18 protein-coding genes are annotated in these 22541 nt (G+C 65.9%); 8 read left to right on the forward strand and 10 right to left on the reverse strand.

What is annotated here, in order from left to right:
• Positions 1 to 38: 38 nt before the first annotated feature.
• Together mfd and ACLB6G_RS13645 are read right to left on the reverse strand one after the other, a co-directional pair.
• Positions 39 to 3527 carry a transcription-repair coupling factor gene (mfd, locus tag ACLB6G_RS13640; RefSeq protein WP_410356729.1) on the reverse strand — a complete coding sequence of 1163 codons (3489 nt, stop codon included), beginning with the start codon at positions 3525 to 3527 and terminating at the stop codon, positions 39 to 41.
• A 20-nt stretch (positions 3528 to 3547) separates the two neighbouring features.
• Positions 3548 to 3835, reverse strand: coding sequence for an FAD assembly factor SdhE (locus tag ACLB6G_RS13645; protein ID WP_410356730.1), 288 nt, complete (start codon positions 3833 to 3835; stop codon positions 3548 to 3550).
• A 99-nt stretch (positions 3836 to 3934) separates the two neighbouring features.
• On the opposite strand from ACLB6G_RS13645, the gene recG reads away from it, so the two are divergent.
• A complete protein-coding gene (gene recG, locus ACLB6G_RS13650) occupies positions 3935 to 6037 on the forward strand; it encodes an ATP-dependent DNA helicase RecG (protein WP_410356731.1) in 2103 nt (700 codons plus the stop codon).
• 3 nt (positions 6038 to 6040) lie between these two features.
• On the opposite strand, the gene ACLB6G_RS13655 is transcribed toward recG, so the two are convergent.
• The 3 genes from ACLB6G_RS13655 to glmU form a co-directional block, all read right to left on the reverse strand.
• Positions 6041 to 6781 (reverse strand): DUF502 domain-containing protein, encoded by a 741-nt coding sequence (locus ACLB6G_RS13655; protein ID WP_410356732.1) that lies wholly within the window; start codon positions 6779 to 6781, stop codon positions 6041 to 6043.
• A 94-nt stretch (positions 6782 to 6875) separates the two neighbouring features.
• Complete coding sequence (gene glmS, locus ACLB6G_RS13660) at positions 6876 to 8699, reverse strand: glutamine--fructose-6-phosphate transaminase (isomerizing) (protein ID WP_410356733.1); 1824 nt, start codon at positions 8697 to 8699, stop codon at positions 6876 to 6878.
• Between the two features lie 203 nt (positions 8700 to 8902).
• Positions 8903 to 10264, reverse strand: coding sequence for a bifunctional UDP-N-acetylglucosamine diphosphorylase/glucosamine-1-phosphate N-acetyltransferase GlmU (gene glmU / locus ACLB6G_RS13665; RefSeq protein WP_410356734.1), 1362 nt, complete (start codon positions 10262 to 10264; stop codon positions 8903 to 8905).
• Positions 10265 to 10465: 201 nt separating this feature from the next.
• Here glmU and ACLB6G_RS13670 point away from each other — a divergent pair, with 201 nt between their 5' ends.
• Positions 10466 to 11413, forward strand: coding sequence for a DMT family transporter (locus tag ACLB6G_RS13670; protein WP_410356735.1), 948 nt, complete (start codon positions 10466 to 10468; stop codon positions 11411 to 11413).
• A gap of 4 nt (positions 11414 to 11417) precedes the next feature.
• Here the strand turns inward: ACLB6G_RS13670 and ACLB6G_RS13675 are convergent, their stop codons facing one another.
• The 3 genes from ACLB6G_RS13675 to tpiA all read right to left on the reverse strand — a co-directional run bounded on the left by ACLB6G_RS13675 (position 11418) and on the right by tpiA (position 13596).
• Positions 11418 to 12152 (reverse strand): cytochrome c biogenesis CcdA family protein, encoded by a 735-nt coding sequence (locus ACLB6G_RS13675; protein ID WP_410356736.1) that lies wholly within the window; start codon positions 12150 to 12152, stop codon positions 11418 to 11420.
• 136 nt (positions 12153 to 12288) lie between these two features.
• The gene (gene secG / locus ACLB6G_RS13680; protein WP_410356737.1) at positions 12289 to 12684 is read right to left on the reverse strand and encodes a preprotein translocase subunit SecG; all 396 of its coding nucleotides are present in this window, start codon (positions 12682 to 12684) and stop codon (positions 12289 to 12291) included.
• Between the two features lie 147 nt (positions 12685 to 12831).
• The gene (tpiA, locus tag ACLB6G_RS13685; protein ID WP_410356738.1) at positions 12832 to 13596 is read right to left on the reverse strand and encodes a triose-phosphate isomerase; all 765 of its coding nucleotides are present in this window, start codon (positions 13594 to 13596) and stop codon (positions 12832 to 12834) included.
• Between the two features lie 148 nt (positions 13597 to 13744).
• Between tpiA and ACLB6G_RS13690 the strand changes: the two genes are divergently transcribed.
• From ACLB6G_RS13690 to lexA, 6 genes are all read left to right on the forward strand, one after another.
• On the forward strand, positions 13745 to 15634 hold the full coding sequence (locus ACLB6G_RS13690) for a peptidylprolyl isomerase (RefSeq protein WP_410356739.1): 1890 nt from the start codon (positions 13745 to 13747) through the stop codon (positions 15632 to 15634).
• A 43-nt stretch (positions 15635 to 15677) separates the two neighbouring features.
• A complete protein-coding gene (gene trpD / locus ACLB6G_RS13695; protein WP_410356740.1) occupies positions 15678 to 16700 on the forward strand; it encodes an anthranilate phosphoribosyltransferase in 1023 nt (340 codons plus the stop codon).
• Positions 16701 to 16702: 2 nt separating this feature from the next.
• Positions 16703 to 17518, forward strand: a complete 816-nt coding sequence (gene trpC / locus ACLB6G_RS13700) for an indole-3-glycerol phosphate synthase TrpC (protein WP_410356741.1) — start codon at positions 16703 to 16705, stop codon at positions 17516 to 17518.
• A 3-nt stretch (positions 17519 to 17521) separates the two neighbouring features.
• A complete protein-coding gene (gene moaC / locus ACLB6G_RS13705; RefSeq protein WP_410356742.1) occupies positions 17522 to 18004 on the forward strand; it encodes a cyclic pyranopterin monophosphate synthase MoaC in 483 nt (160 codons plus the stop codon).
• An 11-nt stretch (positions 18005 to 18015) separates the two neighbouring features.
• A complete protein-coding gene (locus ACLB6G_RS13710) occupies positions 18016 to 19236 on the forward strand; it encodes a molybdopterin molybdotransferase MoeA (RefSeq protein ID WP_410356743.1) in 1221 nt (406 codons plus the stop codon).
• A 113-nt stretch (positions 19237 to 19349) separates the two neighbouring features.
• Positions 19350 to 20054, forward strand: coding sequence for a transcriptional repressor LexA (gene lexA, locus ACLB6G_RS13715; protein ID WP_410356744.1), 705 nt, complete (start codon positions 19350 to 19352; stop codon positions 20052 to 20054).
• A gap of 132 nt (positions 20055 to 20186) precedes the next feature.
• Here the strand turns inward: lexA and ACLB6G_RS13720 are convergent, their stop codons facing one another.
• Together ACLB6G_RS13720 and ACLB6G_RS13725 are read right to left on the reverse strand one after the other, a co-directional pair.
• Entirely contained in the window at positions 20187 to 20945 is a 759-nt protein-coding gene (locus ACLB6G_RS13720; protein ID WP_410356745.1) for an SDR family NAD(P)-dependent oxidoreductase, read from the reverse strand.
• 4 nt (positions 20946 to 20949) lie between these two features.
• A complete protein-coding gene (locus tag ACLB6G_RS13725) occupies positions 20950 to 22533 on the reverse strand; it encodes a class I adenylate-forming enzyme family protein (RefSeq protein ID WP_410356746.1) in 1584 nt (527 codons plus the stop codon).
• Between the last annotated feature and the right edge of the window lie 8 nt (positions 22534 to 22541).

Genomic DNA, 22541 nt, shown 5'->3' on the forward strand with positions numbered 1-22541 from the left:
GGCCGGCGCGCGCCTGTCCGCCAGTCGCCGGGCCCGCGTTATGCCGCCTCCGCCAGCTTCGCCAGTTGCGTCATGACCACCGCCGCACCCGCCAGGCGTTTTTCCTGGCTCGGCAGGTCGCGCATCAGGAAAACGCTCTGGTCGGGCCGGATCTTGGCGAGCGAACCCTGCCCGGCGATGTATTGCACCAGCGCGGCCGGGTTGGGGAACGTCCTGTCGCGGAACTGGATGACCACGCCTTTCGGTCCGGCGTCCAGCTTCTCGACATTGGCCTTGCGGCAAAGCGCCTTGATGTAGACGATCTTGAGCAGGTGCTGCACTTCGTCGGGAAGCGGCCCGAAGCGATCGATGAGTTCCGCGCCGAACCCGTCGATTTCCTGCGGCGTGGCGAGGTCCGCCAGTCGGCGGTAGAGGCCCATGCGCAACTGCAGGTCCGGCACGTAGTGTTCCGGGATCATCACAGACGTGCCCACCGAAATCTGCGGCGACCATCCGCTGTCGCTGGCGATCTCCTCGCCGCGAATTTCCTGCACCGCCTCTTCCAGCATCTGCTGGTAAAGCTCGTAGCCCACCTCCCGGATATGGCCCGACTGCTCCTCGCCGAGCAGGTTGCCGGCGCCGCGGATGTCGAGATCGTGGCTGGCAAGCTGGAAGCCCGCGCCGAGCGTGTCGAGCGATTGCAGCACTTTCAGCCGGCGTTCCGCGGTCGTCGTCAGGCTCTTGCGGGCCGGCAGGGTGAACAGCGCGTAGGCGCGAAGCTTCGACCGGCCCACCCGGCCACGCAACTGGTAAAGCTGGGCGAGACCGAACATGTCGGCGCGGTGGACAATCAGGGTGTTGGCCGTCGGGATGTCGAGACCGGATTCGACGATCGTCGTCGACAGCAACACGTCATACTGGCCGTCATAGAAGGCGTTCATGATGTCGTCGAGTTCACCTGCGGCGATCTGGCCGTGCGCGACGGCCACCTTCAGTTCCGGCACCTGCTCCGCCAGGAAGGTCCTGATCTCGTCCAGATCGGCGATGCGCGGCACGACATAGAAGCTCTGCCCGCCGCGATAGCGCTCGCGAAGCAATGTCTCGCGGATCACCACCGGATCGAAGGGCGAGATGAAGGTGCGCACCGCCATGCGGTCGACGGGCGGCGTGGTGATGAGCGAAAGCTCCCGCACGCCCGACAGCGACAGTTGCAACGTCCGCGGAATCGGCGTCGCCGACAAAGTAAGCACGTGGACGTCGCTTTTCAGTTCCTTGAGCCGCTCCTTGTGCTTGACGCCGAAATGCTGCTCCTCGTCGATGATCAGAAGGCCGAGCCGTGCGAATTTCACGCTGGTGCCGAGCAGCGCATGGGTGCCGACCACGATGTCGACGGTGCCGTCGGAAATGCCTTTCTTGGTGTCTGCCAGTTCCCTGGCCCCGACGAAGCGGGACGCCTGGCGAACCGTCACGGGCAGTCCGGCGAAGCGTTGCGAGAAGGTCTTGAAATGCTGGCGCGACAGCAGTGTCGTCGGCACCACGATGGCCACCTGCAGGCCCTCCATGGCCGCCACGAAGGCCGCGCGCAGCGCCACCTCGGTCTTGCCGAAGCCGACGTCGCCGCAGACCAGCCTGTCCATGGGCTTGCCCTTGCCGAGATCCTCGATGACCGCATCGATGGCAGTCTGCTGGTCCTCCGTCTCCTCATAGGGAAAACGGGCCGCGAATTCACCATAGAGACCTTCGGGCGGCGCCAGCTTCGGCGCGCCGCGCATCTCGCGCTCGGCGGCGATGCGGATGAGCTGGCCGGCCATTTCCAGCAGCTTCTTCTTGAGCTTGGCCTTGCGCGCCTGCCACGCGACACCGCCCAGCCGGTCCAGCACCGCTTCCGACGCCTCCGATCCGTAGCGCGACAGGAGGTCGATGTTCTCCACCGGAAGGAACAGCTTGCCATCGCCCGCATAATGCAGTTCGAGGCAATCATGGGGCGCGCCGGCGGCCTCGATGGTCCGCAGCCCCATGAACCGGCCAATACCGTGTTCGGCATGGACGACGACATCCCCGGCGGCAAGCGAGGAAACCTCGGAGATGAAATCGGCGCCCTTGCCTCGGCGTTTCGAGCGGCGCACCAGGCGGTCGCCAAGCATGTCCTGCTCGGCGATGACCGCAAGGCCGGGCGCAGTGAAGCCATGCTCGATGGGCAGCACCGAGAGTGCAACGGCCTGCCCCTTCAGCCGCTCCGCCTCCTCCAGCGTCGCTGCCGGCTCCATGCCGCCGAGCCCGTGTTCGGCCAGGATCTGCGACAGCCGGTCGAGCGAACCTTCCGTCCAGCCGGCGATGATGACCCGGTTGCCCGCCGATCTGAGCCCGGAAACATGCCTGACCACATGGTCGAACACGTTCGCGCCGGGATCCGCGCGTTCCTCGGCGAAATTGCGCGCCTGCTGCGCCTTGGCGTGAAGGATGTAGCGGCCTTCCGTGAACGGCTGGTCGAAAGGCGTGAGCGTGATGTTGAGGCGCTCGCTGGCCCGCCGTTCCGCTTCCTCGCGCGTCAGGTAGAGGCTTTCCGGCGGGACCGGGCGATAGGGGACGCCGCCGGCGCTTTCGCCCTGGTTGCGGCGCGCTTCGTAATGTTCGCGGATCTGCGCCACGCGCCCGTCCAGCGCCTCATGGGCGAGGTGGTCGAAAACGAAGGGGGCATGCGGAAGCAGGTCGAAGACTGTTTCCAGCCCCTCGTAGAAAAGCGGCAGCCAGTGCTCCATGCCGGCGAAGCGCCGTCCCTCAGTCACCGACTGGTAAAGCGCGTCGTCCCGCTGCGGAGCGCCGAAGGCCTCGATATAGGCGCGCCGGAACCGGCTGATCGTCTCGGGCGTCAGCGCCACCTCGCTCATGGCTTCCAGCCGCATCTGCTTGTGCTGGCCGGTGGTGCGCTGCGTGGCCGGATCGAAGGCCCGGATCGATTCCAGCGTGTCGCCGAAGAAATCGAGACGCAGCGGTTCTTCCGCGCCGGGCACGAACAGGTCGAGGATGCCGCCGCGAACCGCATACTCGCCGACATCGCGCACAGTCCCCGTGCGCTCGAAACCGCTCGTTTCCAGCCTTCGGATGAGCCCTTCCATGGCGATCTGGTTGCCCGGTTTGAGCGTCAGGCTCTGTGCCGCGATCACCTCGCGCGGCGGAATGCGCTGCAGCAGCGCATTGGCCGACATCAGCACGATGGCCCGGTGCGGCCTTTCGGCCAGCGCGATCAGGGCGGCAAGCGAATCGAGCCGGCGCGCGGCGGCATCCGAACCCGGCGACACGCGATCATAGGGCAGGCAGTCCCAGGCGGGCAGTTCGAGAACGGGGATGCCGGGCGCGGCATAGGCCAGCGCCTGCGCCAGTTGCGGAATCCGCGCACCGTCGCGCGCCACGAAGACGAGCGGCCGCTTCGCCGCCGCCTCCGCCGACAGACGCGCCAGCGCAAAGGCCTCGTAGCCGTCCGCCACGCCATCGATGATGACGGCGCGATGCAGGTCCGGCCTCACGCCGATCGGGGCAAGCAATGTCATGTCGGTCCGTCCTGCGTCGTTCAGAACGTCATCTGGTCGCGATGGGCGAGGATCTTGCGGTAGATCGCGGTGTCATGCTCGCGCGGAACCGGCTTCTCGCCCATGATCCATTTGAACAGGTCCTGGTCGTTCTCGGCCATCAGTGTTTCGAGCTGGTCGAGTTCCTCGTCGGAAAGGCTGCGGATCATCGCGTCGCAAAAGCCGCCGAACACCAGGTCCATCTCCCGCATGCCACGATGCCAGGCGCGAAACATGATCCTGCGCCTGCGCGTGTCGAGATCTGCCGATGTATGCGTGGTTCCGCTCATAGCCTTGCCATGGTTCCTGTGTGTCGCCGAAGCATATAGAGGTGAAAAGCCGTCCTGTCAGCCTTTCCCGCGCGCAAGCACGCACCTAATCTGCCAGTCATGAGACCATCCGTCCTCGATCCCCTGTTTGCGCCGGTCACGTCCATCGATGGCGTCGGCCCGAAGCTGGCCGCGCTGATCGCGAAGATCGTGCCGGGCGATCTGGCCGGACGCGAGGCGCGCATTGCCGACCTGGTCTTCACCCTGCCCCATTCCGTCATTGACCGTCGTTTCCGGCCCGGGGTCGCCAACGCGCCGGAGGGGACCATCGTCACGCTCGATCTCGCCATCGACCAGCACCAGCCGCCGCCGCGCGGCCGCGCCAACCTGCCCTATCGCGTGTTCGCGCATGACGCGACGGGCGAGATCGCGCTGACCTTCTTCCATGCCAAGCCCGCTTGGCTGGAAAAGCTCCTGCCGGAAGGCGGCGAAGTCACGGTCTCAGGCAAGGTGGAATGGTTCAATGGCCGCGCCTCCATGGTTCATCCGGACCATATTGCCCGGCCGGGCGAGACGTTTCCCGATGTCGAACCGGTCTACCCGTTGACGGCGGGCCTGTCCGGCCGCGTCCTGCGCAAGGCTGTCCTTGGGGCGCTCGCCCGCCTGCCGGACCTTCCCGACTGGCTGGACGGCGAGATCATGCGCCGGCAAAGTTTTCCGACCTTTGCCGACTCATTGCATCGGCTCCACGAGCCGCGAGACGCTCTCGATGCAAGCGCGGAATCGGTTGCCCGGCGCCGCCTCGCCTATGACGAGTTCCTCGCCGGGCAATTGTCGCTCGCCATGGTCCGCGCCCGGATGAAGCGCCTGTCCGGACGGCCCCTGCCCGGCACCGGCGCATTGAAGGAGAAATTGCGCGCAGCCCTGCCCTATGGCCTGACCGGCGCCCAGGAACGCGCGATCGCGGACATTTCGGCCGATCTCGCCGCCCCGGACCGGATGCTTCGCCTCCTGCAGGGCGATGTCGGCGCCGGCAAGACCGTCGTCGGCCTGATGGCCATGATGCAGGCCGCCGAATCGGGCGCGCAATCGGCCTTGCTGGCGCCGACCGAAATCCTCGCACGCCAGCATTTCGCGACCATTGCCCCGCTGGCCGAAGCCGCCGGATTGAAGGCCGCCATCCTGACCGGGCGGGAAAAGGGCCGCGACCGCGCCGCGATCCTTGCCGGACTTGCCGACGGCTCCATCCATCTGGCTGTCGGGACCCATGCGCTTTTCCAGGAGGGCGTCGCCTTTCATGACCTCGGCCTTGCCGTCGTCGATGAGCAGCACCGCTTCGGCGTGCACCAGCGTCTTGCGATGACCGCCAAGGGCACGGCACCGGACATGCTGGTCATGACCGCCACGCCCATTCCGCGCACCCTGGTCCTCTCGGCGTTCGGCGACATGGATGTTTCGCGCCTCGACGAGAAGCCGGCCGGGCGCAAGCCGGTCCGCACCGTCACGCTTCCCGCCGAACGCCTTGATGAACTGGTTGAACGCATGCGCGCGGCGGTGGGCCAGGGCCAGAAGGTCTACTGGATCTGCCCGCTGGTGGAGGAATCGGAAGAGGTGGAACTGACCGCTGCCGAGGATCGCTTCCGCTCGCTCCAGCCGGTCTTCGGCGACCGGGTCGGCCTGGTCCACGGGCGTATGAGCGGCGCGGAAAAGGATGCCGCCATGAGCGCCTTCAAGAAAGGTCGCACCCGCCTGCTCGTCGGCACGACGGTGATCGAGGTCGGGGTCGACGTGCCGGACGCCACGATCATCGTGATCGAGCATGCCGAGCGGTTCGGACTGGCGCAACTGCACCAGTTGCGCGGGCGCGTCGGGCGCGGTTCGGCCGAATCTTCCTGTGTGCTCGTCTACAAGGGCCCGCTGGGCGAAACGGCCCACCGCCGGATGGAAGTGATGCGCGAGACCGAGGACGGGTTCGTCATCGCGGAAGAGGATCTCAAGCTGCGCGGCGAAGGCGAATTGCTGGGCACCCGCCAATCCGGCACGCCAGGCTTCCGCGTTGCGCGCATCGACGCCCATGGCGACCTGCTGGCCATCGCGCGCGACGACGCACGGTTCATCCTGACGAAAGACCCCGAACTGGAAACGCCTCGCGGACAGGCGCTGCGCATCCTGCTCTACCTGTTCGGCCGTGACGAGGCGATCCGGCTGTTGCGCGCCGGCTAATCACTATTCGGCCGCGGGCTTGCGAGACTGCGATGCCTCGTCCGCCGGCACCTCCGGCGGCGTCACAAGCCCTGCATTCTCGGCGATCTGTTGCGTCTTGGCCTGATATTCCGGCGTCACCAGGCCAGCCGAGATAATCAGCTTCGCGGCTTCCTCCACAGTCATGTCCAGCACGTGGACATCCTTGCGGGGAACGAACAGGAGAAAGCCGGAAGTCGGGTTCGGTGTCGTCGGCAGGAAGACGGCGATGGTGTCGCCGCTTTCGCGCTGCAGGATCTGGCGGACCTCGCCCTGGGCTTCCGTCGCGATGAACACCAGTGCCCACAGTCCCTTGCGCGGATACTCGACCAGCGCCACCTGCTTGAACGTGTCGGACTTGTCTGAAAGCACCGTCTCGATGATCTGCTTGAGGCCGCGATAGATGGATCGCACCAGCGGCATCTGGCCAAGCAGGTCCTCGCCGAAACTGATGATCGACCGCCCGATGAAATTGGCCGTCAGGAACCCGATCAGCGTGATCGAGACCAGCGCGACGATCAGCCCGAAACCGGGAACCGGGAACGGCAGGTAGAAATCGGGATTGTAGCGCGCCGGGATATAGGGTTTCACCCATCCGTCGACCCAGCCGATGAAGGTCCATGCCAGCCACGCCGTCACCGCCAGCGGGGCGAGCACCACGAAACCTGTCAAAAAGTAGTTGCGCAGCCGCATCATGGCTGACCGCTTGTGCGGTGTTTCGCTCATTCCTGGTCCTGCTCACGGGAGGCCGACGACGCACCTAATCTAGTGCGCCGCAATATCGATTGAAAGAGCGAAGAATGCAGTCTTTCGGCGAGACCTATTCGACGGTGACCGATTTGGCCAGGTTGCGCGGCTGGTCCACGTCGGTGCCCATGAAAACGGCGGTGTGGTAGGCCAGCATCTGGATCGGAAGCGCATAGATGATCGGCTCTATGAACTCCGGAACATCCGGCAGCACGATCGTGTCCATCGTCTTGACGGTCGAGGCCGCGGCACCCTTGCGGTCGGTGATCAGGATGATCTTGCCGCCACGCGCGGCCACTTCCTGCATGTTGGACACCGTCTTCTCGAAGATGCGGTCATGCGGCGCGATGACGATGACCGGCATGTCCTCGTCGATCAGCGCGATGGGCCCGTGCTTCAGTTCGCCCGCCGCATAGCCTTCCGCGTGGATGTAGGAAATCTCCTTGAGCTTCAGCGCGCCTTCCATGGCCAGCGGGAAATTGGTGTCGCGGCCGAGATAGAGAACATGCTTGTAGCTGGCCAGGTCGCGGGCAACCCGCTCGATCTGGCTTTCCAGGTGCAGCACCTGCGAGGCGAGGCGCGGAGCCTCGGCCAGATCGCGCACGAGTTCGGCTTCGCGTTCTGCCGTGATCGCGCCGCGCTTGGCGGCCGCGCGCACCACCAGGGCGGCCAGCACGGACAACTGGCAGGTGAAGGCCTTCGTCGAGGCGACGCCGATCTCCGGGCCGGCAAAGGTCGGAAAGACGGCGTCGGATTCGCGGGCGATGGTGGATTCCCGCACGTTGACGACCGAGCCGATGGTCATGCCTTGCGCCTTGCAGTAGCGCAGCGACGCCAGCGTGTCGGCGGTTTCGCCGGACTGGGAGACGAAGATCGCCGCGTCACCGGCGCCCAGCGGCATTTCGCGATAGCGGAATTCCGAAGCGATATCGATGTCGACCGGCAAGCGCGCATGGCGTTCGAACCAGTATTTCGCGACGAGGCCGGCATAAAAGGCGGTGCCGCAGGCAGAGATCGTCAGCCGCTTCGTCGCCGCGAAATCGATGGCCGAATTCAGCGGCCGCGCCGAATGGGTGGAAAAATCGATATAGTTGGACAGCGTGTGGGCAATGACTTCCGGCTGCTCGTAGATTTCCTTCTGCATGAAATGGCGGTGGTTGCCCTTGTCCACCAGGAAGGCGGTGCCGACCGACTTCTGGCGCGGCCGCTCCACTTTCGCCCCGCTCTCGTCGAAGATTTCCAGGCTGCGCGAGGTCAGAACCGCCCAGTCGCCGTCTTCCAGGTAGGTGATGACATCGGTGAACGGGGCGAGCGCGATGGCGTCCGACCCGATATACATGTCCCCCTCGCCAAACCCGATGGCGAGCGGCGAGCCGCGCCGCGCTGCCACGAGAAGGTCTTCTTCGCCGTTGAACATGATCGCCAGCGCAAAGGCGCCGCGCAACCGCGGCAGGCATTCGCGCACGGCATCGACCGGCGCCAGGCCCTGGTCGAGCGACCGGGTGATCAGTTGCGCCACCGCCTCCGTGTCCGTGTCGGTCTCGAACCTGTAGCCATCGGCCTCCAGTTCGTTGCGAAGTTCCCAGAAGTTCTCGATGATGCCGTTGTGGACGACGGCAACGCGCGCCGTGGCATGCGGATGCGCGTTCTTCTCGTTCGGTGCGCCATGGGTGGCCCAGCGGGTGTGGCCGATGCCGATATGGCCGGCCAGCGGCTCGGCCTTCAGCCGGTTTTCCAGGTTGACCAGCTTGCCCTCGGCGCGCCGGCGCTGCAGAACGCCGCCTTCCAGCGTGGCGACGCCTGCGGAATCATAGCCGCGATATTCCAGCCGCTTCAGCGCATCCACCAGGAGCGGCGCCACAGATTCCCTGCCCACTATGCCGACGATTCCGCACATGCCGTTTCCGTGCCTTCCTGTATCCGGAGAGTTCCGTCACCCCACGCGGGTCGATAGCAGGACGGAACGCCGAAGCCAAAATCACAATCCGTTTCAGCGGGTTTCATCCAGGCTGAAACGCTTCCTTCGTTGGCAGTAGAGCACGTTTCCCATTACCAAATGGACAACGCCTCCGGCCTTTGCTGCCTGTCCGGCGCGCACCGTCATGTCTTCTTCTTCGCCGCCTTCTCGGCCGCGAACCGCTCGCGCAGCCGCGTTGCCAGTCCCGGCTTGTTGTGCTGGCGTCCGCGCGCGAATGCCACCGCGTCGTCCGGCACGTCGTCGGTGACGACGGACCCGGATGCCACATAGGCATTGGTGCCGATGGCAACCGGCGCCACCAGCGCGGAATTGGAACCGATGAAGGCGCCGGCGCCGATGCGCGTGATGTGCTTGTTGTAGCCGTCATAATTGCAGGTGATCGTGCCCGCCCCGATATTCGCGCCCGGCCCGACCTCGGCATCCCCGACATAGGTCAGGTGGTTGACCTTCGCACCCTCGCCGATCACCGCCTTCTTGACCTCGCAGAAATTGCCGACCTTCGCCCTGGCCTGCAGTTCGGCGCCCGGCCGCAACCGCGCGAACGGTCCAACCGACGCGCCTGCGCCGATGTCCGCCCCCTCCAGATGGCTGAAGGCGTGGATGACTGCCGGTCCGGTGATAGTGACGCCCGGCCCGAACACGACATTGGGCTCGATCACCGTCTCGGCGGCGATCTCGGTGTCCCAGCAGAAGAACACGGTGTCCGGCGCCTGCAGCGTCACGCCGTCAAGCATGGCCTGGCGGCGGCGGCGCTGCTGCCAGATCCTTTCCGCTTCGGCCAGTTCCACCCGGTTGTTGATGCCGAGCACCGATTCGAAAGCAACCTCCGTCGCCACGACGGACAGGCCCTGTTCGCGCGCGATCGCCACGATGTCGGTCAGGTAATATTCGCCCTTGGCGTTGTCGTTGCCCACCGCGTCGAGAAGCGCCAGCGCGTATGCGCCGGAAATCGCCATCAGCCCGCCATTGCAGAAGTCGATGGCGCGCTCGGTGTCGCTCGCATCCCTGTCCTCGCGAATCGCGACAAGTTCGCCGTTGTCGACGATCAACCGGCCGTAGCCGGCCGGATCGGCGGCACGGAAACCCATCACCACCACATGGGCGCCGTCTGCAAGTTTCTGCCGCGCCGCGGTCAGGTCCGCCGGATCGATAAGTGGCGTGTCGCCGAACATGACAAGCACGTCGTCATGGCCCTTTTCCAGCGCGGCACGTGCGGCGAGCACCGCGTGGGCGGTGCCGAGGCGCTCGGCCTGAAGATAGGTCTCCGCATTCGGGGCGAAGGGCGCGACCGCGGCGCGCACCGAATCGGCATCGCGACCGACCACCAGCGCCACCTCGCCCGCTCCGGACCGGGCCGCGGCGCGGACCACATGGGCGGCCATCGGCAGACCGGCGATCTCGTGCAGCACCTTGGAGCGGTTGCTTTTCATCCGGGTGCCTTCGCCGGCCGCCAGGATCACCGAAAGGCAGGTTCTTTCGCTCATGTCTCATCCCTCGCTGGGCCGGACCGGGCAGCGCCCTGTCAAAGACCCCGTTGCATGGTTTGCCTGCGCATGGTTTTAAGGCGTTACGCGACCGGCTGGAACGGTTTCCTGCTAGGAATTGGCCCGAGGGTCAACAATCCGTTCAGACGCCGCCTTTTTCGCAGTCCGGCCAAATGGCCGTCCGTTCAGGAAAGCTCAGTCTTGGAAGCCCCCTCGCCCGCCCGCACGGCCATCGCCTTTGCCGTCATGGCCGTCACACCCCTCTTCTTCTCGTCCAACCTGATCTTCGGCCGCGGCGTGATCGGCGAGGTTGCGCCCTTCACGCTGGCCTTCCTGCGCTGGCTCTTCGTGGCGCTGGCCCTGGCGCCGGTCCTCTACCGGCAGCGTGAAGCCGTGGCCGGCATGTTTCGCTCCCATTCGCCGCTGCTCCTCGTGGAGGGTTTTCTCGGCATGTGGATCTGTGGCGCCATCGTCTATGTCGCGCTTACCATGACGACAGCGACCAACGGGACGCTCATCTACACCACCTCGCCGGTCATCATCATCATCCTCGAGGCGATCTTCTTCGGTCGCGCCATCGGCTGGCGTGAGGCCCTGGGAAGCGTGATCGCCTTTGCCGGCGTCGCCGTGATCGTGCTCAAGGGGGATCTTGCCACCCTGGCGACCCTGACGTTCAATCCCGGCGATATCCTGTTCATTCTCGCAGCCATCGCCTGGGCGATCTATTCCGTCCTGATGCGCCGCGACGAGTTCAAGGCCGTGGGCAACATCGCCTCGCTCGGCATCGTCGCAGCGTTTGGCGCGCTGTGCCTGGCGCCCTTCGCTCTGGTCGAGTTCGTCTCCGGCGCCGCCATGCCCGTGACGCTGACCGCGTGGGGCAGCATTGCCGGCATCGTGCTCTTCGCCTCGCTGATCGCCTTTGGCGGCTTCCAGTTCGGCGTGCGCGTCCTCGGTCCCTCGCTCGCCGCCGTCTTCATGTACCTGCTGCCGCCCTATGGCGTGACGCTGGCGGTCCTGCTGCTGGGCGAGAGCTTCCGGCCCTTCCATGCCGCGGGCATCGTCATGGTCATGGGCGGCATCATCCTCGCCACCTTCCCGGCACGCTGGCTGGCCGGCAAACTGTCCCGGCCGGCGCAAAAGCGCGCCTGAGCGGTCAGCCGATCTGCTGGAACACGGGGAAGGTTTCGAGCAGCCAGAAGCTCATCGCCTGCATGCCGCCCGTCATGAAAAGCAGGCCGGCCACCACCAGCAGCGCGCCCATGGCCTTCTCGACCTTGCCGAGATGCACGCGGAAGCGCGAAAGGAACCGCATGAAGGCGCCCGAAAACACCGCCGCGAGCAGGAAGGGAATGCCGAGCCCGGCGGAGTAGACCGCCAGCATGGCCGCGCCCTCGCCGGCCGTGTCGCGCGCGCCGGCGAGCGTGAGGATCGAGCCGAGCACCGGCCCGATGCAGGGCGTCCAGCCGAACGCGAAGGCCAGTCCCATGACATAGGCGGCGGCCAGGCTGGCGGGCTTTCCATCGGCCTGGAAACGCGCCTCGCGCGACAGGAAGGGAATGCGGATGAGGCCGAGGAAGTTGAGCCCCATGATGATGATGACGATACCGGCGGCAATGGCCAGCGGTTCCTGCCACAGCCTGAGCAGCCGCCCGATGGCATAGGCCGAGGCACCGAGCGCGATGAACACGGTCGAGAAGCCGGCCACGAAGGCAAGCGAGGCGGCAATCAGCGCCTTGCGCGGCCGCGCGGTTGCGACTCCATCGGCGCGGAAATCGTCCACGGAAACGCCCGCCATGTAGCACAGGTAGGGCGGCACCAGCGGCAGCACACAGGGCGAAAGAAACGACAATGCACCTGCCCCCAGTGCGCTGAGATATCCGTAATCCATGCCCTTGCCCCGTTTCTGTCCAGACGGCGAACCTATAGCGCCACCACACTTCACGCGCCAATGACCAAAACGCGAGACAAAATGAAACAGGCGGCCAGTTCAGGGCCGCCTGTGTGATAGGTCTTCGTTGCCGGCCTTACTGGCCTGTGGGAACCTGGGATGGCTCCGGCGCCGCACCGCCGGCCGGCTGTCCGCCTTCGGCTGGCTGCGTATCCAGTTCCCCGCCCAACTGGTCGAGAATGCCGTTGCCGGTGCCCTGCTCACCCTGCTGGGTCTGCTGCGGCACGCGGTCGAGAATGTCGGTCGGACGCTCGCCGTAGCGTGCGATCAGCGACAGGCCGAGCGAGGTGGCGAAGAAAGCCGCGGCGAGAATGGCCGTGGTCCGCGTCAGCGCATTGGCCGCGCCGCGCGCCGTCATGAAGCCCGAGCCGCCGCCGATGCCGAGGCCGCCGCCTTCCGAACGCTGCAGCAGCACGACGCCGACAAGCGCCAGCACGATGATGAGATGAATGACGATGAGGACGGTTTCCATCGGGGATTTCCGGCCCGCGCGGAAGCGGGCTCTTCATGGTTCTGCATTGAAAGTTGCGGCTCAATACACGGGATTGCGCCGCAAGGAAAGGGTCACGACCGCTCAAAAACCCATATCGGATCGGCCGGCGGGATTTGCAAGGCCCGGCTACATGCTCATGTAGACTTCCGCGATCCCGAGGAAATCGCTTGCCTTGAGGCTTGCGCCGCCCACCAGCGCGCCGTCGACATTGGCCACGCCCAGCAGTTCGCGCGCATTTCCCGGCTTGACCGATCCGCCATAGAGGATGCGCATCCGGCGCGCGGCGTCGCCCAGCAGGTCCTCCAGCCGTTCGCGGATATGCGCATGGGCATCCTCCACGTCCTGCACCGTGGGGGTCAGGCCCGTGCCGATGGCCCAGACCGGCTCATAGGCAATGACGGTGCCGGCCGCATCGGCGCCAGCCGGAACCGATCCCTCGACCTGTCGCGTCAGCACGTCGAGCGTCTTGCCGGCCCGCCGCTCGTCCTCGGTCTCGCCGATGCAGATGATCGCGGTCAGACCGGCCCGCCATGCGGCCTTTGCCTTTGCCGCGACCAGCGCGTCGCTCTCGCCATGATCGCTGCGCCGTTCGGAGTGTCCCACGATGACGAAACGGGCGCCGGCATCCTTGATCATCTCGGCGGAAATGTCGCCGGTGTGGGCGCCGGACACGTTGGGATGGCAGTCCTCCCCGCCGGCTGCCACGGATGACGTGGACAGGATGTCGGCAGCGCGCGAAAGCAGCGTTGCCGGTACGCACAGCAAGCCGTCGCATTCGGCATCGAGCGTCGTGTTGAAGCCGTTGGCGATGGTCCTGATTTCCGGCAATTCCCTGCCGGTGCCGTTCATCTTCCAGTTTCCTGCCACAAGCGGCTTGATCCCCGGGGTCATGGTTCCGATATCCTCCTGGTGTGCCGGTCAGGGGCGCCGGATTCCCGGCCGCCGCCGCATTCGCCCTATACAGCGCCCTTGATCAGGGCTATCAGCCTCACCTAAAACCATTGCGCGCGAACCGCAACCAAGGAATACGGACCAGTTCATGCTCAACTCCCTTCGAAATGCCGCCGGTACATGGGTCGCAAAGGCACTGCTCATCTTGCTGGTGCTCAGCTTCGCGGTCTGGGGCATTTCCGGTCAGATCACCAGCGGCTTCAACAGCAATTCGGTGATAGAGGCCGGTGACACCTCCGTTTCCGTCACGGATTACCGTCTGGCCTATGATCGCGAACTTCGGCTGCTGTCACAGCGCTTCGGCCAGCGAATCACGCGCGAACAGGCCCAGGCGCTGGGTCTGGATCAGCAGGTTCTGTCGCAACTGGTCGCAGGCGCCGTGCTCGACGAACAGGCCCGCGAAATGGACCTGGGCCTCTCGAAGGACCGCCTTGCCGCCCTGACCGGCGAGGACCCGGCCTTCCAGGGCCCGGACGGACGCTTTGACCGGCGCGCCTTCGATTACGTCCTGCGCGAAGTGGGCATGCGCCCTGAAGATTACTTGCGCAACCGCCAGCAGGTTGCGGTGCGCCAGCAGATCGTCGAGGCGGTTTCGGACGGCCTGCGCATCCCGGACACCTTCCTCAAGGCGGCCGCCCTCTATCGCGGCGAGGACCGCACGGTCGAGTTCATCAAGCTGCCCGGCGCGCTGGTCGAACCGGTCGAACCGCCGGACGAGGCGGCATTGCAGGCCTATTTCGAGGAGAACAAGGCCAACTGGCGCGCGCCCGAGTACCGCCGTATCAATCATGTCGTCCTCGAACCGCAGGCGATCGCCGATCCGGCCGCCATCACCGACGAACAGGTCCGCGCCGACTACGAGGCCCGCAAGGACCGCTACACGACCGCCGAAACCCGCGCCGTCGACCAGCTTGTCTTCAAGTCGCGGGAGGAAGCCGACGCGGCGCGCATGCGCATCACCGGCGGCGCCACCTTCGACGAGGTGGCTGCCGCAGAGGGAAAGAGCGCGACGGATACCGATCTGGGTACGGTCGAGCGTTCCGCCATCCCCGACGAGCGCATTGCCGAGGCCGCCTTCTCGCTGGGCGAGAACCAGGTCTCCGGCGTGATTGACGGCACCTTCGGCCCGGTGATCCTGCGTGTGCGGGAGATCAATCCCGCCGACACGAAGCCGCTGGAAGCCGTTGCCGGCGAGATCCGCAACGAACTCGCGCTCGCCGAGGCCGACCGCATCCTGCTTGACGTCCACGATTCCTACGAGGACGCCCGCGCCGGCGGCGCGACGATGGCGGAAGCGGCCCGGCAGCTGAACCTGCCGATGACGACGATAGAGGCGGTCGACCGGACCGGGTTGGCTCCCGACGGCAGCGCTGTGGCGGACATTCCCGAGCAGGCCGAACTGCTCAAGGCAGCGTTCGAGGCCGAAACGGGCGTGGAAAACCCGCCGCTCAATCACGGCCGCTCCGGTTTCGTCTGGTACGAAGTGGACGGCGTGACGCCGGCGCGCGACCGCACCCTTGACGAGGTCCGCGATGCGGTGGTGGCGGCATGGACGGCCGACGAGCGCGCTGAGCGGCTGGCTGCCAGGGCTGGCGAACTGGAAAAGCGCCTTGCCGATGGCGAGACCCTCGACGCCATCGCCGCCGAACTGGATCTGGAAAAGCAGATCAAGCGCGGGCTGAAGCGCGGCGCCGACGATGCCGATATCGGCAAGGCCGGTGTCACCGCCGCCTTCTCCATCAGGCAGGGCGGCACCGGCCTTGTGCCGGGCCCGTCGTCGCAGACGCAGATCCTGTTCCGGGTCACGGAGGTGTTCGAACCGGCTGGCGCATCGGCCGAATCGATTCCCGATGCCGAACGCCAGCAACTGACCGGTGCGTTTTCAGACGATCTGCTGGAACAGCTTGTCGCCGTGCTGCGCGACAAGTACGCCGTGACCATGGACCGCGGCGCGCTGCAACGGGCCTTGTCCTTCTGAGGGGAAGGACGGCCGGAACCGATCCCGTATCGCGGAGGGGGCGATGAGTGAACTGAAAAGCGCGATAGCCAAGGTGGCAGAGGGCGCGCCGCTGAGCTTCGAGGAAGCGCGCAATGCCTTCGACATCATGATGTCGGGCAACGCGACGCCCAGCCAGATGGGCGGGTTCCTGATGGCGCTGCGCGTTCGCGGTGAAACGGTGGACGAGATTTCCGGCGCCGTCTCGACCATGCGCGCCAAGATGGTGCCGGTCGAGGCGCCCGCCGATGCCATCGACATCGTCGGCACGGGGGGCGACGGTTCCGGCACCTACAACGTCTCCACATGCGCCGCCTTCATCGTCGCCGGCTGCGGCGTGCCCGTCGCCAAGCATGGCAACCGCGCGCTGTCCTCGAAATCCGGCGCGGCGGACGCCCTCGCGGCGCTTGGCATCAACCTGGAACTTGATCCCGCCGGGATCGCGCGTTGCATCCGCGAGGCCGGACTGGGCTTCATGTTCGCGCCCGCCCACCATTCCGCCATGCGTTTTGTCGGCCCCACCCGCGTGGAACTGGGAACGCGCACGATCTTCAACCTGCTCGGGCCCCTTTCCAACCCGGCCGGGGTCAAGCGGCAGCTTGTCGGCGTGTTCGCGCCGCAATGGCTGGAATCGCTGGCCCATGTCCTCAGGGACCTGGGCTCGCAACGGGTCTGGATGGTCCACGGCGACGGCCTTGACGAGATGACCACCACAGGGGTTACCCATGTTGTGGAACTGAACGAAGGCACGGTGCGCCGTTTCGACGTGACACCTGAGGATGCCGGTCTGGCGCGCGCATCGCTCGCCGACCTCAAGGGCGGTGACGGCGCCCACAATGCGAAGGCCTTGCGCGGAGTGCTTCAGGGCGAGAAAAACGCCTACCGCGACATCGCCCTGCTGAACGCCGGCGCCTCGCTCGTCGTTGCGGACAAGGCGGAAACCGTCGCCGAGGGCGTCGCCATGGCCGCGGCCTCCATCGACGAAGGACGTGCCTTCGCCGCGCTGGAACGCCTGGTCGCGGTGTCCAACGCCGGCAAGGAAGCCTGACCATGGCCGATATCCTGAAGAAGATCGAAGCCTACAAACGCGAGGAAATCGCCGCCGCCAAGGCAGCCCTGCCGCTTGCAGAGGTAAGGGCCAGGGCACGCGATGCCGATGCGCCGCGCGGCTTCCTGAAGGCGCTTGAGGACCGCAAGGCGGCCACGCGCTTCGGCCTGATCGCCGAGATCAAGAAGGCCAGCCCGTCCAAGGGTCTGATCCGTGCCGATTTCGACCCACCGGCGCTGGCGCGCGCCTACGAGGCCGGTGGCGCGGCCTGCCTTTCGGTGCTCACCGACAGCCCGAGCTTTCAGGGTGCGCCCGAATTCCTGACGGCCGCGCGTGAGGCCGTCGCCCTGCCCGCCCTGCGCAAGGATTTCATGTTCGAGCCCTACCAGGTCTGGGAAGCCCGGTCATGGGGCGCCGACTGCATCCTCATCATCATGGCAAGCCTTTCCGACGGCGAGGCCCGCGCCCTTGAAGAGACGGCTTTCGAAGCGGGCATGGATGCGCTCATCGAGGTCCATGACGAGGCCGAAATGGAGCGCGCGCTGACCCTCTCCTCCCGCCTGCTCGGGGTGAACAACCGCAATCTGCGCACCTTCGAGGTCAGCCTCGCGACGACCGAGCGCCTGGCCGCGATGGCGCCGGACGACCGCCTGCTCGTCGGCGAGAGCGGCATCTTCACCCATGACGATTGCACGCGGCTTGCCGGCTGCGGCGTGACGACCTTCCTGGTGGGCGAAAGCCTGATGCGCCAGGACGATGTGACGGCCGCAACCCGCGCCCTGCTCGAGGGCGGCACCGCCCGCCGGGCTGTGGGCTGAGCCATGGCTGACCGTCTCACGCATATCGCCGATTCTGGCGAAGCCCACATGGTCGATGTCGGCGACAAGGCCGCGACCACCCGCACGGCCGTTGCGGAAGGCGCGGTGCGAATGAATGCCGGAACGCTCGCCATGATCCTGGCGGGCAATGCCAAGAAGGGCGACGTGATTGCCACCGCGCGCATCGCCGGCATCATGGCCGCCAAGAAGACGCACGAACTGGTGCCGCTGTGTCATCCATTGCTGCTGACAAAGGTGACTGTCGACATCGAGCCTGACGACGCCCTGCCCGGCCTTCGCGTACGCGCCCTGGCGCGCGTCAACGGCCAGACCGGTGTGGAAATGGAAGCGCTTTCTGCTGTCTCGGTGGCTTGCCTGACGATCTACGACATGGCCAAGGCCGTGGACCGCGGCATGGTGCTCACCGATATCCGCCTGATCGAGAAACAGGGCGGAAAATCGGGCCATTGGCGCGCAGAGGACTGAGGAAAGAGAACATGGCATTGCTTCCCGTCGCAGAGGCGCTGTCCCGGCTGCTTGAAGGCGCCGGACTGCTGGGCACGCAGGACGTGCACATCGCCGACGCGGCAGGCCGCTACCTGGCCGAGGACCTGGCCGCGCGCAGAACACAGCCGCCGTTCCCCGCTTCCGCCATGGACGGTTATGCCGTGCGGGCAGCCGACATCGCCACCGTGCCGGCCGAACTGGACGTGATCGGCGAATCCGCCGCCGGCCACCGCTTCTCCGGCAAGGTCGGTGCTGGCGAATGCGTCCGCATCTTCACCGGCGCACCGGTTCCGCCCGGCGCCGACACCGTCATCCTCCAGGAAGACGTGACGGTCCTTGGCGGCGGCCGCATCCGCGCCGGACAGTCAGAGCCGGAAGGCCGCAACATCCGCGTCGAAGGCCTGGACTTCCGCCAGGGCGGTACGATCCTGAAGGCCGGACGAAAGCTGGACGCCGCGGCGCTGTCGCTGGCCGCGGCAGCCAATCACGACCGCCTGCCGGTCGCGCGCAGGCCCCTGGTGGCGATCCTGGCGACCGGTGACGAACTCGTGCCGCCCGGCACCCTGCCCGGCCCGGACCAGATCATTGCATCCAATTCCTTCGGCGTTGCGGCCCTGGCCGCCGAGGCCGGCGCCGCGGTCATCGACCTGGGGATTGCCCGCGACGACCGCGCCGTCATAGCCGCCGCGGTCGGCCGCGCGCGCGATGCCGGCGCCGACATCATCGTCACCTTGGGCGGCGCTTCCGTCGGCGATCACGATCTCGTCCAGTCGGTCCTGACCGACATGGGCATGGACCTCGATTTCTGGAAGATCGCCATGCGGCCCGGCAAGCCCCTCATGGTCGGCCGCTTCGGCGAAACGCGCGTGCTCGGCCTGCCGGGAAATCCTGTCTCCAGCCTGGTCTGTGCCCATCTGTTCCTGCTGCCGCTGATCACCGCGATGTGCGGCGCCCGTCACGTCCACGACATCCGCATGGCCCGGCTGACCGTGCCGATGAAGGCCAATGGCGACCGGCAGGATCATGTGCGCGCGGTCTGCGCGGGCGATGGCACGGGCGGGCTCGGCGTCACGCCTTTCGAGCGCCAGGATTCCTCCATGCTTTCCACCCTCGCCGGGGCCAATTGCCTCGTGATCCGGCCCATCGCTGCCCCGCAAGCGGCAAAAGGCGTTGCGGTTCCCTGCCTCATCCTGCGCAATCCGGACACCTGACACCTTGCCCCGGACCGTCCTTTTCGGGACCGGATGGGCAGCCCCTTGCGGAACAGGACGGGAACAGATATGTTTGTTCCGGTTTTGTATTGCGACTCGTCTGGAGGTGGCCTGTGCTCACCCGCAAACAGCATGAACTTCTGCTCTTCATCCATCAGCGGCTGAAGGAGACGGGCATTCCGCCATCCTTCGACGAGATGAAGGATGCGCTGGACCTGGCTTCGAAATCGGGCATTCACCGCCTGATCACGGCGCTGGAGGAACGGGGCTTCATCCGCCGCCTGCCCAACCGGGCGCGCGCGCTGGAGGTGATCCGTCTTCCCGAGGCCATGGCGAACGGACCGCAGACGCGCGGATTCTCGCCAAGCGTCATCGAGGGTGGCCGGGGGCAACCGGCCGCGGCAAGACCGGCAACGCCCGAAGGCGATGCGGCGCAATCGATCGCCATCCCCGTGATGGGGCGCATTGCCGCAGGCGTGCCGATCGACGCGATCCAGCACCAGACCCACACCATTGCCGTTCCGCCGGACATGCTGGGCGGCGGCGAGCACTATGCGCTTGAGGTACGCGGCGATTCCATGATCGAGGCCGGCATCTTCGACGGTGACACGGTGATCATCCGCAACGGTCAGACCGCCAATCCCGGTGACATCGTCGTCGCCCTGGTGGACGAGGAGGAAGCGACGTTGAAGCGCTTCCGCCGCAAGGGCGCCTCGATTGCGCTCGAAGCGGCCAACCCGTCCTTCGAGACACGGATCTTCCCGCCCCACCGCGTCAAGGTGCAGGGCCGTCTTGTAGGACTGATCCGCCGCTACTGACGACCGGGAACGCCTTGCCTCGCGCGGCGTTCCCATCCTCTGTGAGGGAATGGTCCCGGCACCCTCTGGCAAGATGCCGGACGTTCCGCTTTCGGGAGGGGTGGTCCGGAGACCGGGAGCGGTCCGGTCGGATCAATGCGCGAAATTGTGCATCCCGCCATCGACCGGGATCACATTGCCGGTGATGTAGCCGGCCAGCGGCGAGGCGAGAAAGGCGACCAGGTTTCCGATATCCTCCGGTTTGCCGAAATATCCGATCGGAATGTTCCTCTCGATGAAGCTCTGCCGCGCTTCCTCGGTCGGATGCAGCCTGTTCAAGATCTGCTCGCTCACAATGCGGCCCGGCGGGATGGTGTTGACGGTGATGCCTTCCCTGGCGATGTCGCAGGCCAGCCCCTTTGCCCAGAGATGAACCGCTGCCTTTGCCGCGCTTGCAGCATTGACGCTGCGCGGTTCCATGGTGCCGCTCAGGTTGATGATGCGGCCCCAGCGGGCGGCACGCATGGCCGGCAACAATTCCTGTGTCATCCGCCGCACCGCGGTGAAGTTGAGCGCGAAAGCCTCGTCCCAGTCTTCATCCGGGGCATCGATCGGCAAGGGCCTCGACCCGCCCGCGCAATTGACGAGGATCTGGATCGGGCCGACCGCCTCCTGGGCTTCGCGGGCAATGCGCGCGACATCGTCCTTGTCCGTTATGTCGCCGGGGATCAGGACGAGCCGCCCATGGCCGGCGGCAGCCACCTTTTCGGCCAGCGCCTCCAGAAGATCCGCGCGCCGTGCTGTCGCAACAACGACAGCGCCTTCGCGTGCCAGGACTTCCACGATGCCCGCGCCGATGCCGGCGCTCGCGCCTGTTACCAGCGCCGTGCGTCCCTTGAGTTGCAAATCCATCCGGTCAGGTCCTCTTGAAGTAGTCGGCAAAGCGGTTCTTCTGAACCTTGCCGGTGGTGGTCAGGGGCAAGTCCTTCTCCTCCACGAAATGATAGAGACGCGGAACCTTGTAGGCGGCGAGTTCCTTGCGCATGGCCGCATCGAGGGTCTTTGTGAAGTCTTTAGGAACAGGGCCGCTCGGAACGATGACGGCGCCGATGATCTCGTCACGAACCTCGTCCGGCACTCCGACGACAAAGGCGAGCTTGACGCCGGGCTGGCTCATCAGCAGGTCCTCGACCTCGGCCGGCGACACGTTGATGCCGCCTGTCTTGATCATTTCCTTGATGCGGCCGCGGAAATAGAGAAAGCCGTCCTCATCGACGAACCCGAAATCGCCGGTGCGGAAATAGCCGTCCGGCGTGAACGCCTCGCGGTTCTTGTCCTCGTCCTTGTAGTACCCGATCGTCACATAGCGTTTGATCTGGATTTCCCCGATCCTGCCGCGCGGAAGCTCCTCATTCGTCTCCGGGTCGGCAATGCGCTGGATGACGCCGTCAAGCGGCCTGCCGACGGAGGCATGGACCTTGTCGCGTGGATCCAGCTTGCCGTCGCTGACATTGCAGTTTCCGTAGCTCTCGGTCAGCCCGTAGATGTGGCAGATTTCTGTCGCACCGAGTTCGACGATCCGCTTGAACTGTTCGACCGAACCCGTCGCTCCGCCCGAGCGCAGGCAGGTGAGATCGCGTTTGGGCCGGTCAGGGTGTTCGTGCATCGCTTGCGCCATGTTGGGCGTGCCGTAGAACAGCGTGCACCGCTCTTCCTCTATGATCCGCAGCGCTTCGCCCGCATCGAAATGTTCCTGCAGCACCACGCAGCCGCCATGGGTGAGAAGGTTGAACAGCGCGTTCTCGCAGCCCAGTCCCCAGTAGAGCGACACCGCCAGCCAGAGCCGGTCTTCATGGGTCACATGCATCCGGTTGCCGAGGTTCCACATGTTCTCGATCAGCGCATAGTGCTGGAGTTGGACGCCCTTGGGTGTGGAGGTCGAGCCGGATGTGTAGAGAAGATAGGTCACGTCCTGCGGATCGATGGCCGCCGCCGCGTCGTCCAGGACCTTCTCCGGCACGTCGCGTCCCAGTTCCGGAATGGTCTCGAAGGCGATGCTGTCGCGATAACCCCGGGATCCGTGGTGGATCAGTGTCTTCAGCTTCGGCACCTGCTGGTCATGCGGCTCGAGTTCGCCAAGCATCGCCACATAATCATATTTCAGGAAGCTGTCGGCGAAGATCAGGGCGTCCGCATCCGAATGCTTGAGGATATAGGCCAGCTCCCGCGTCGTGACCCATGTGTTGACGGCGATCATCACGCCGCCGAGGCTGCAGATGGCCAGATCGGCGATGATCCATTCGGGCTTGTTGCCCATCAGGATCGCAACGCGGCTTCCGCGACCGATCCCCAGGGCGGATAGACCTTTCGCGAAGGCGCGCACGGCCTCCTGCAACGAGGAATAGGTGTAGCGCTGGCCACCTCCGACTAGCGCTTCACGGTCACCGAAACGGTTCGCCTGCTCCGCCAGCAGCGCGGGAATGGTTCGACTCTCAGGCATTCGTGGTG

The sequence above is a fragment of the Zhengella sedimenti genome (assembly GCF_046506625.1).
GTDB classification, from domain to species: domain Bacteria; phylum Pseudomonadota; class Alphaproteobacteria; order Rhizobiales; family Rhizobiaceae; genus Zhengella; species Zhengella sedimenti.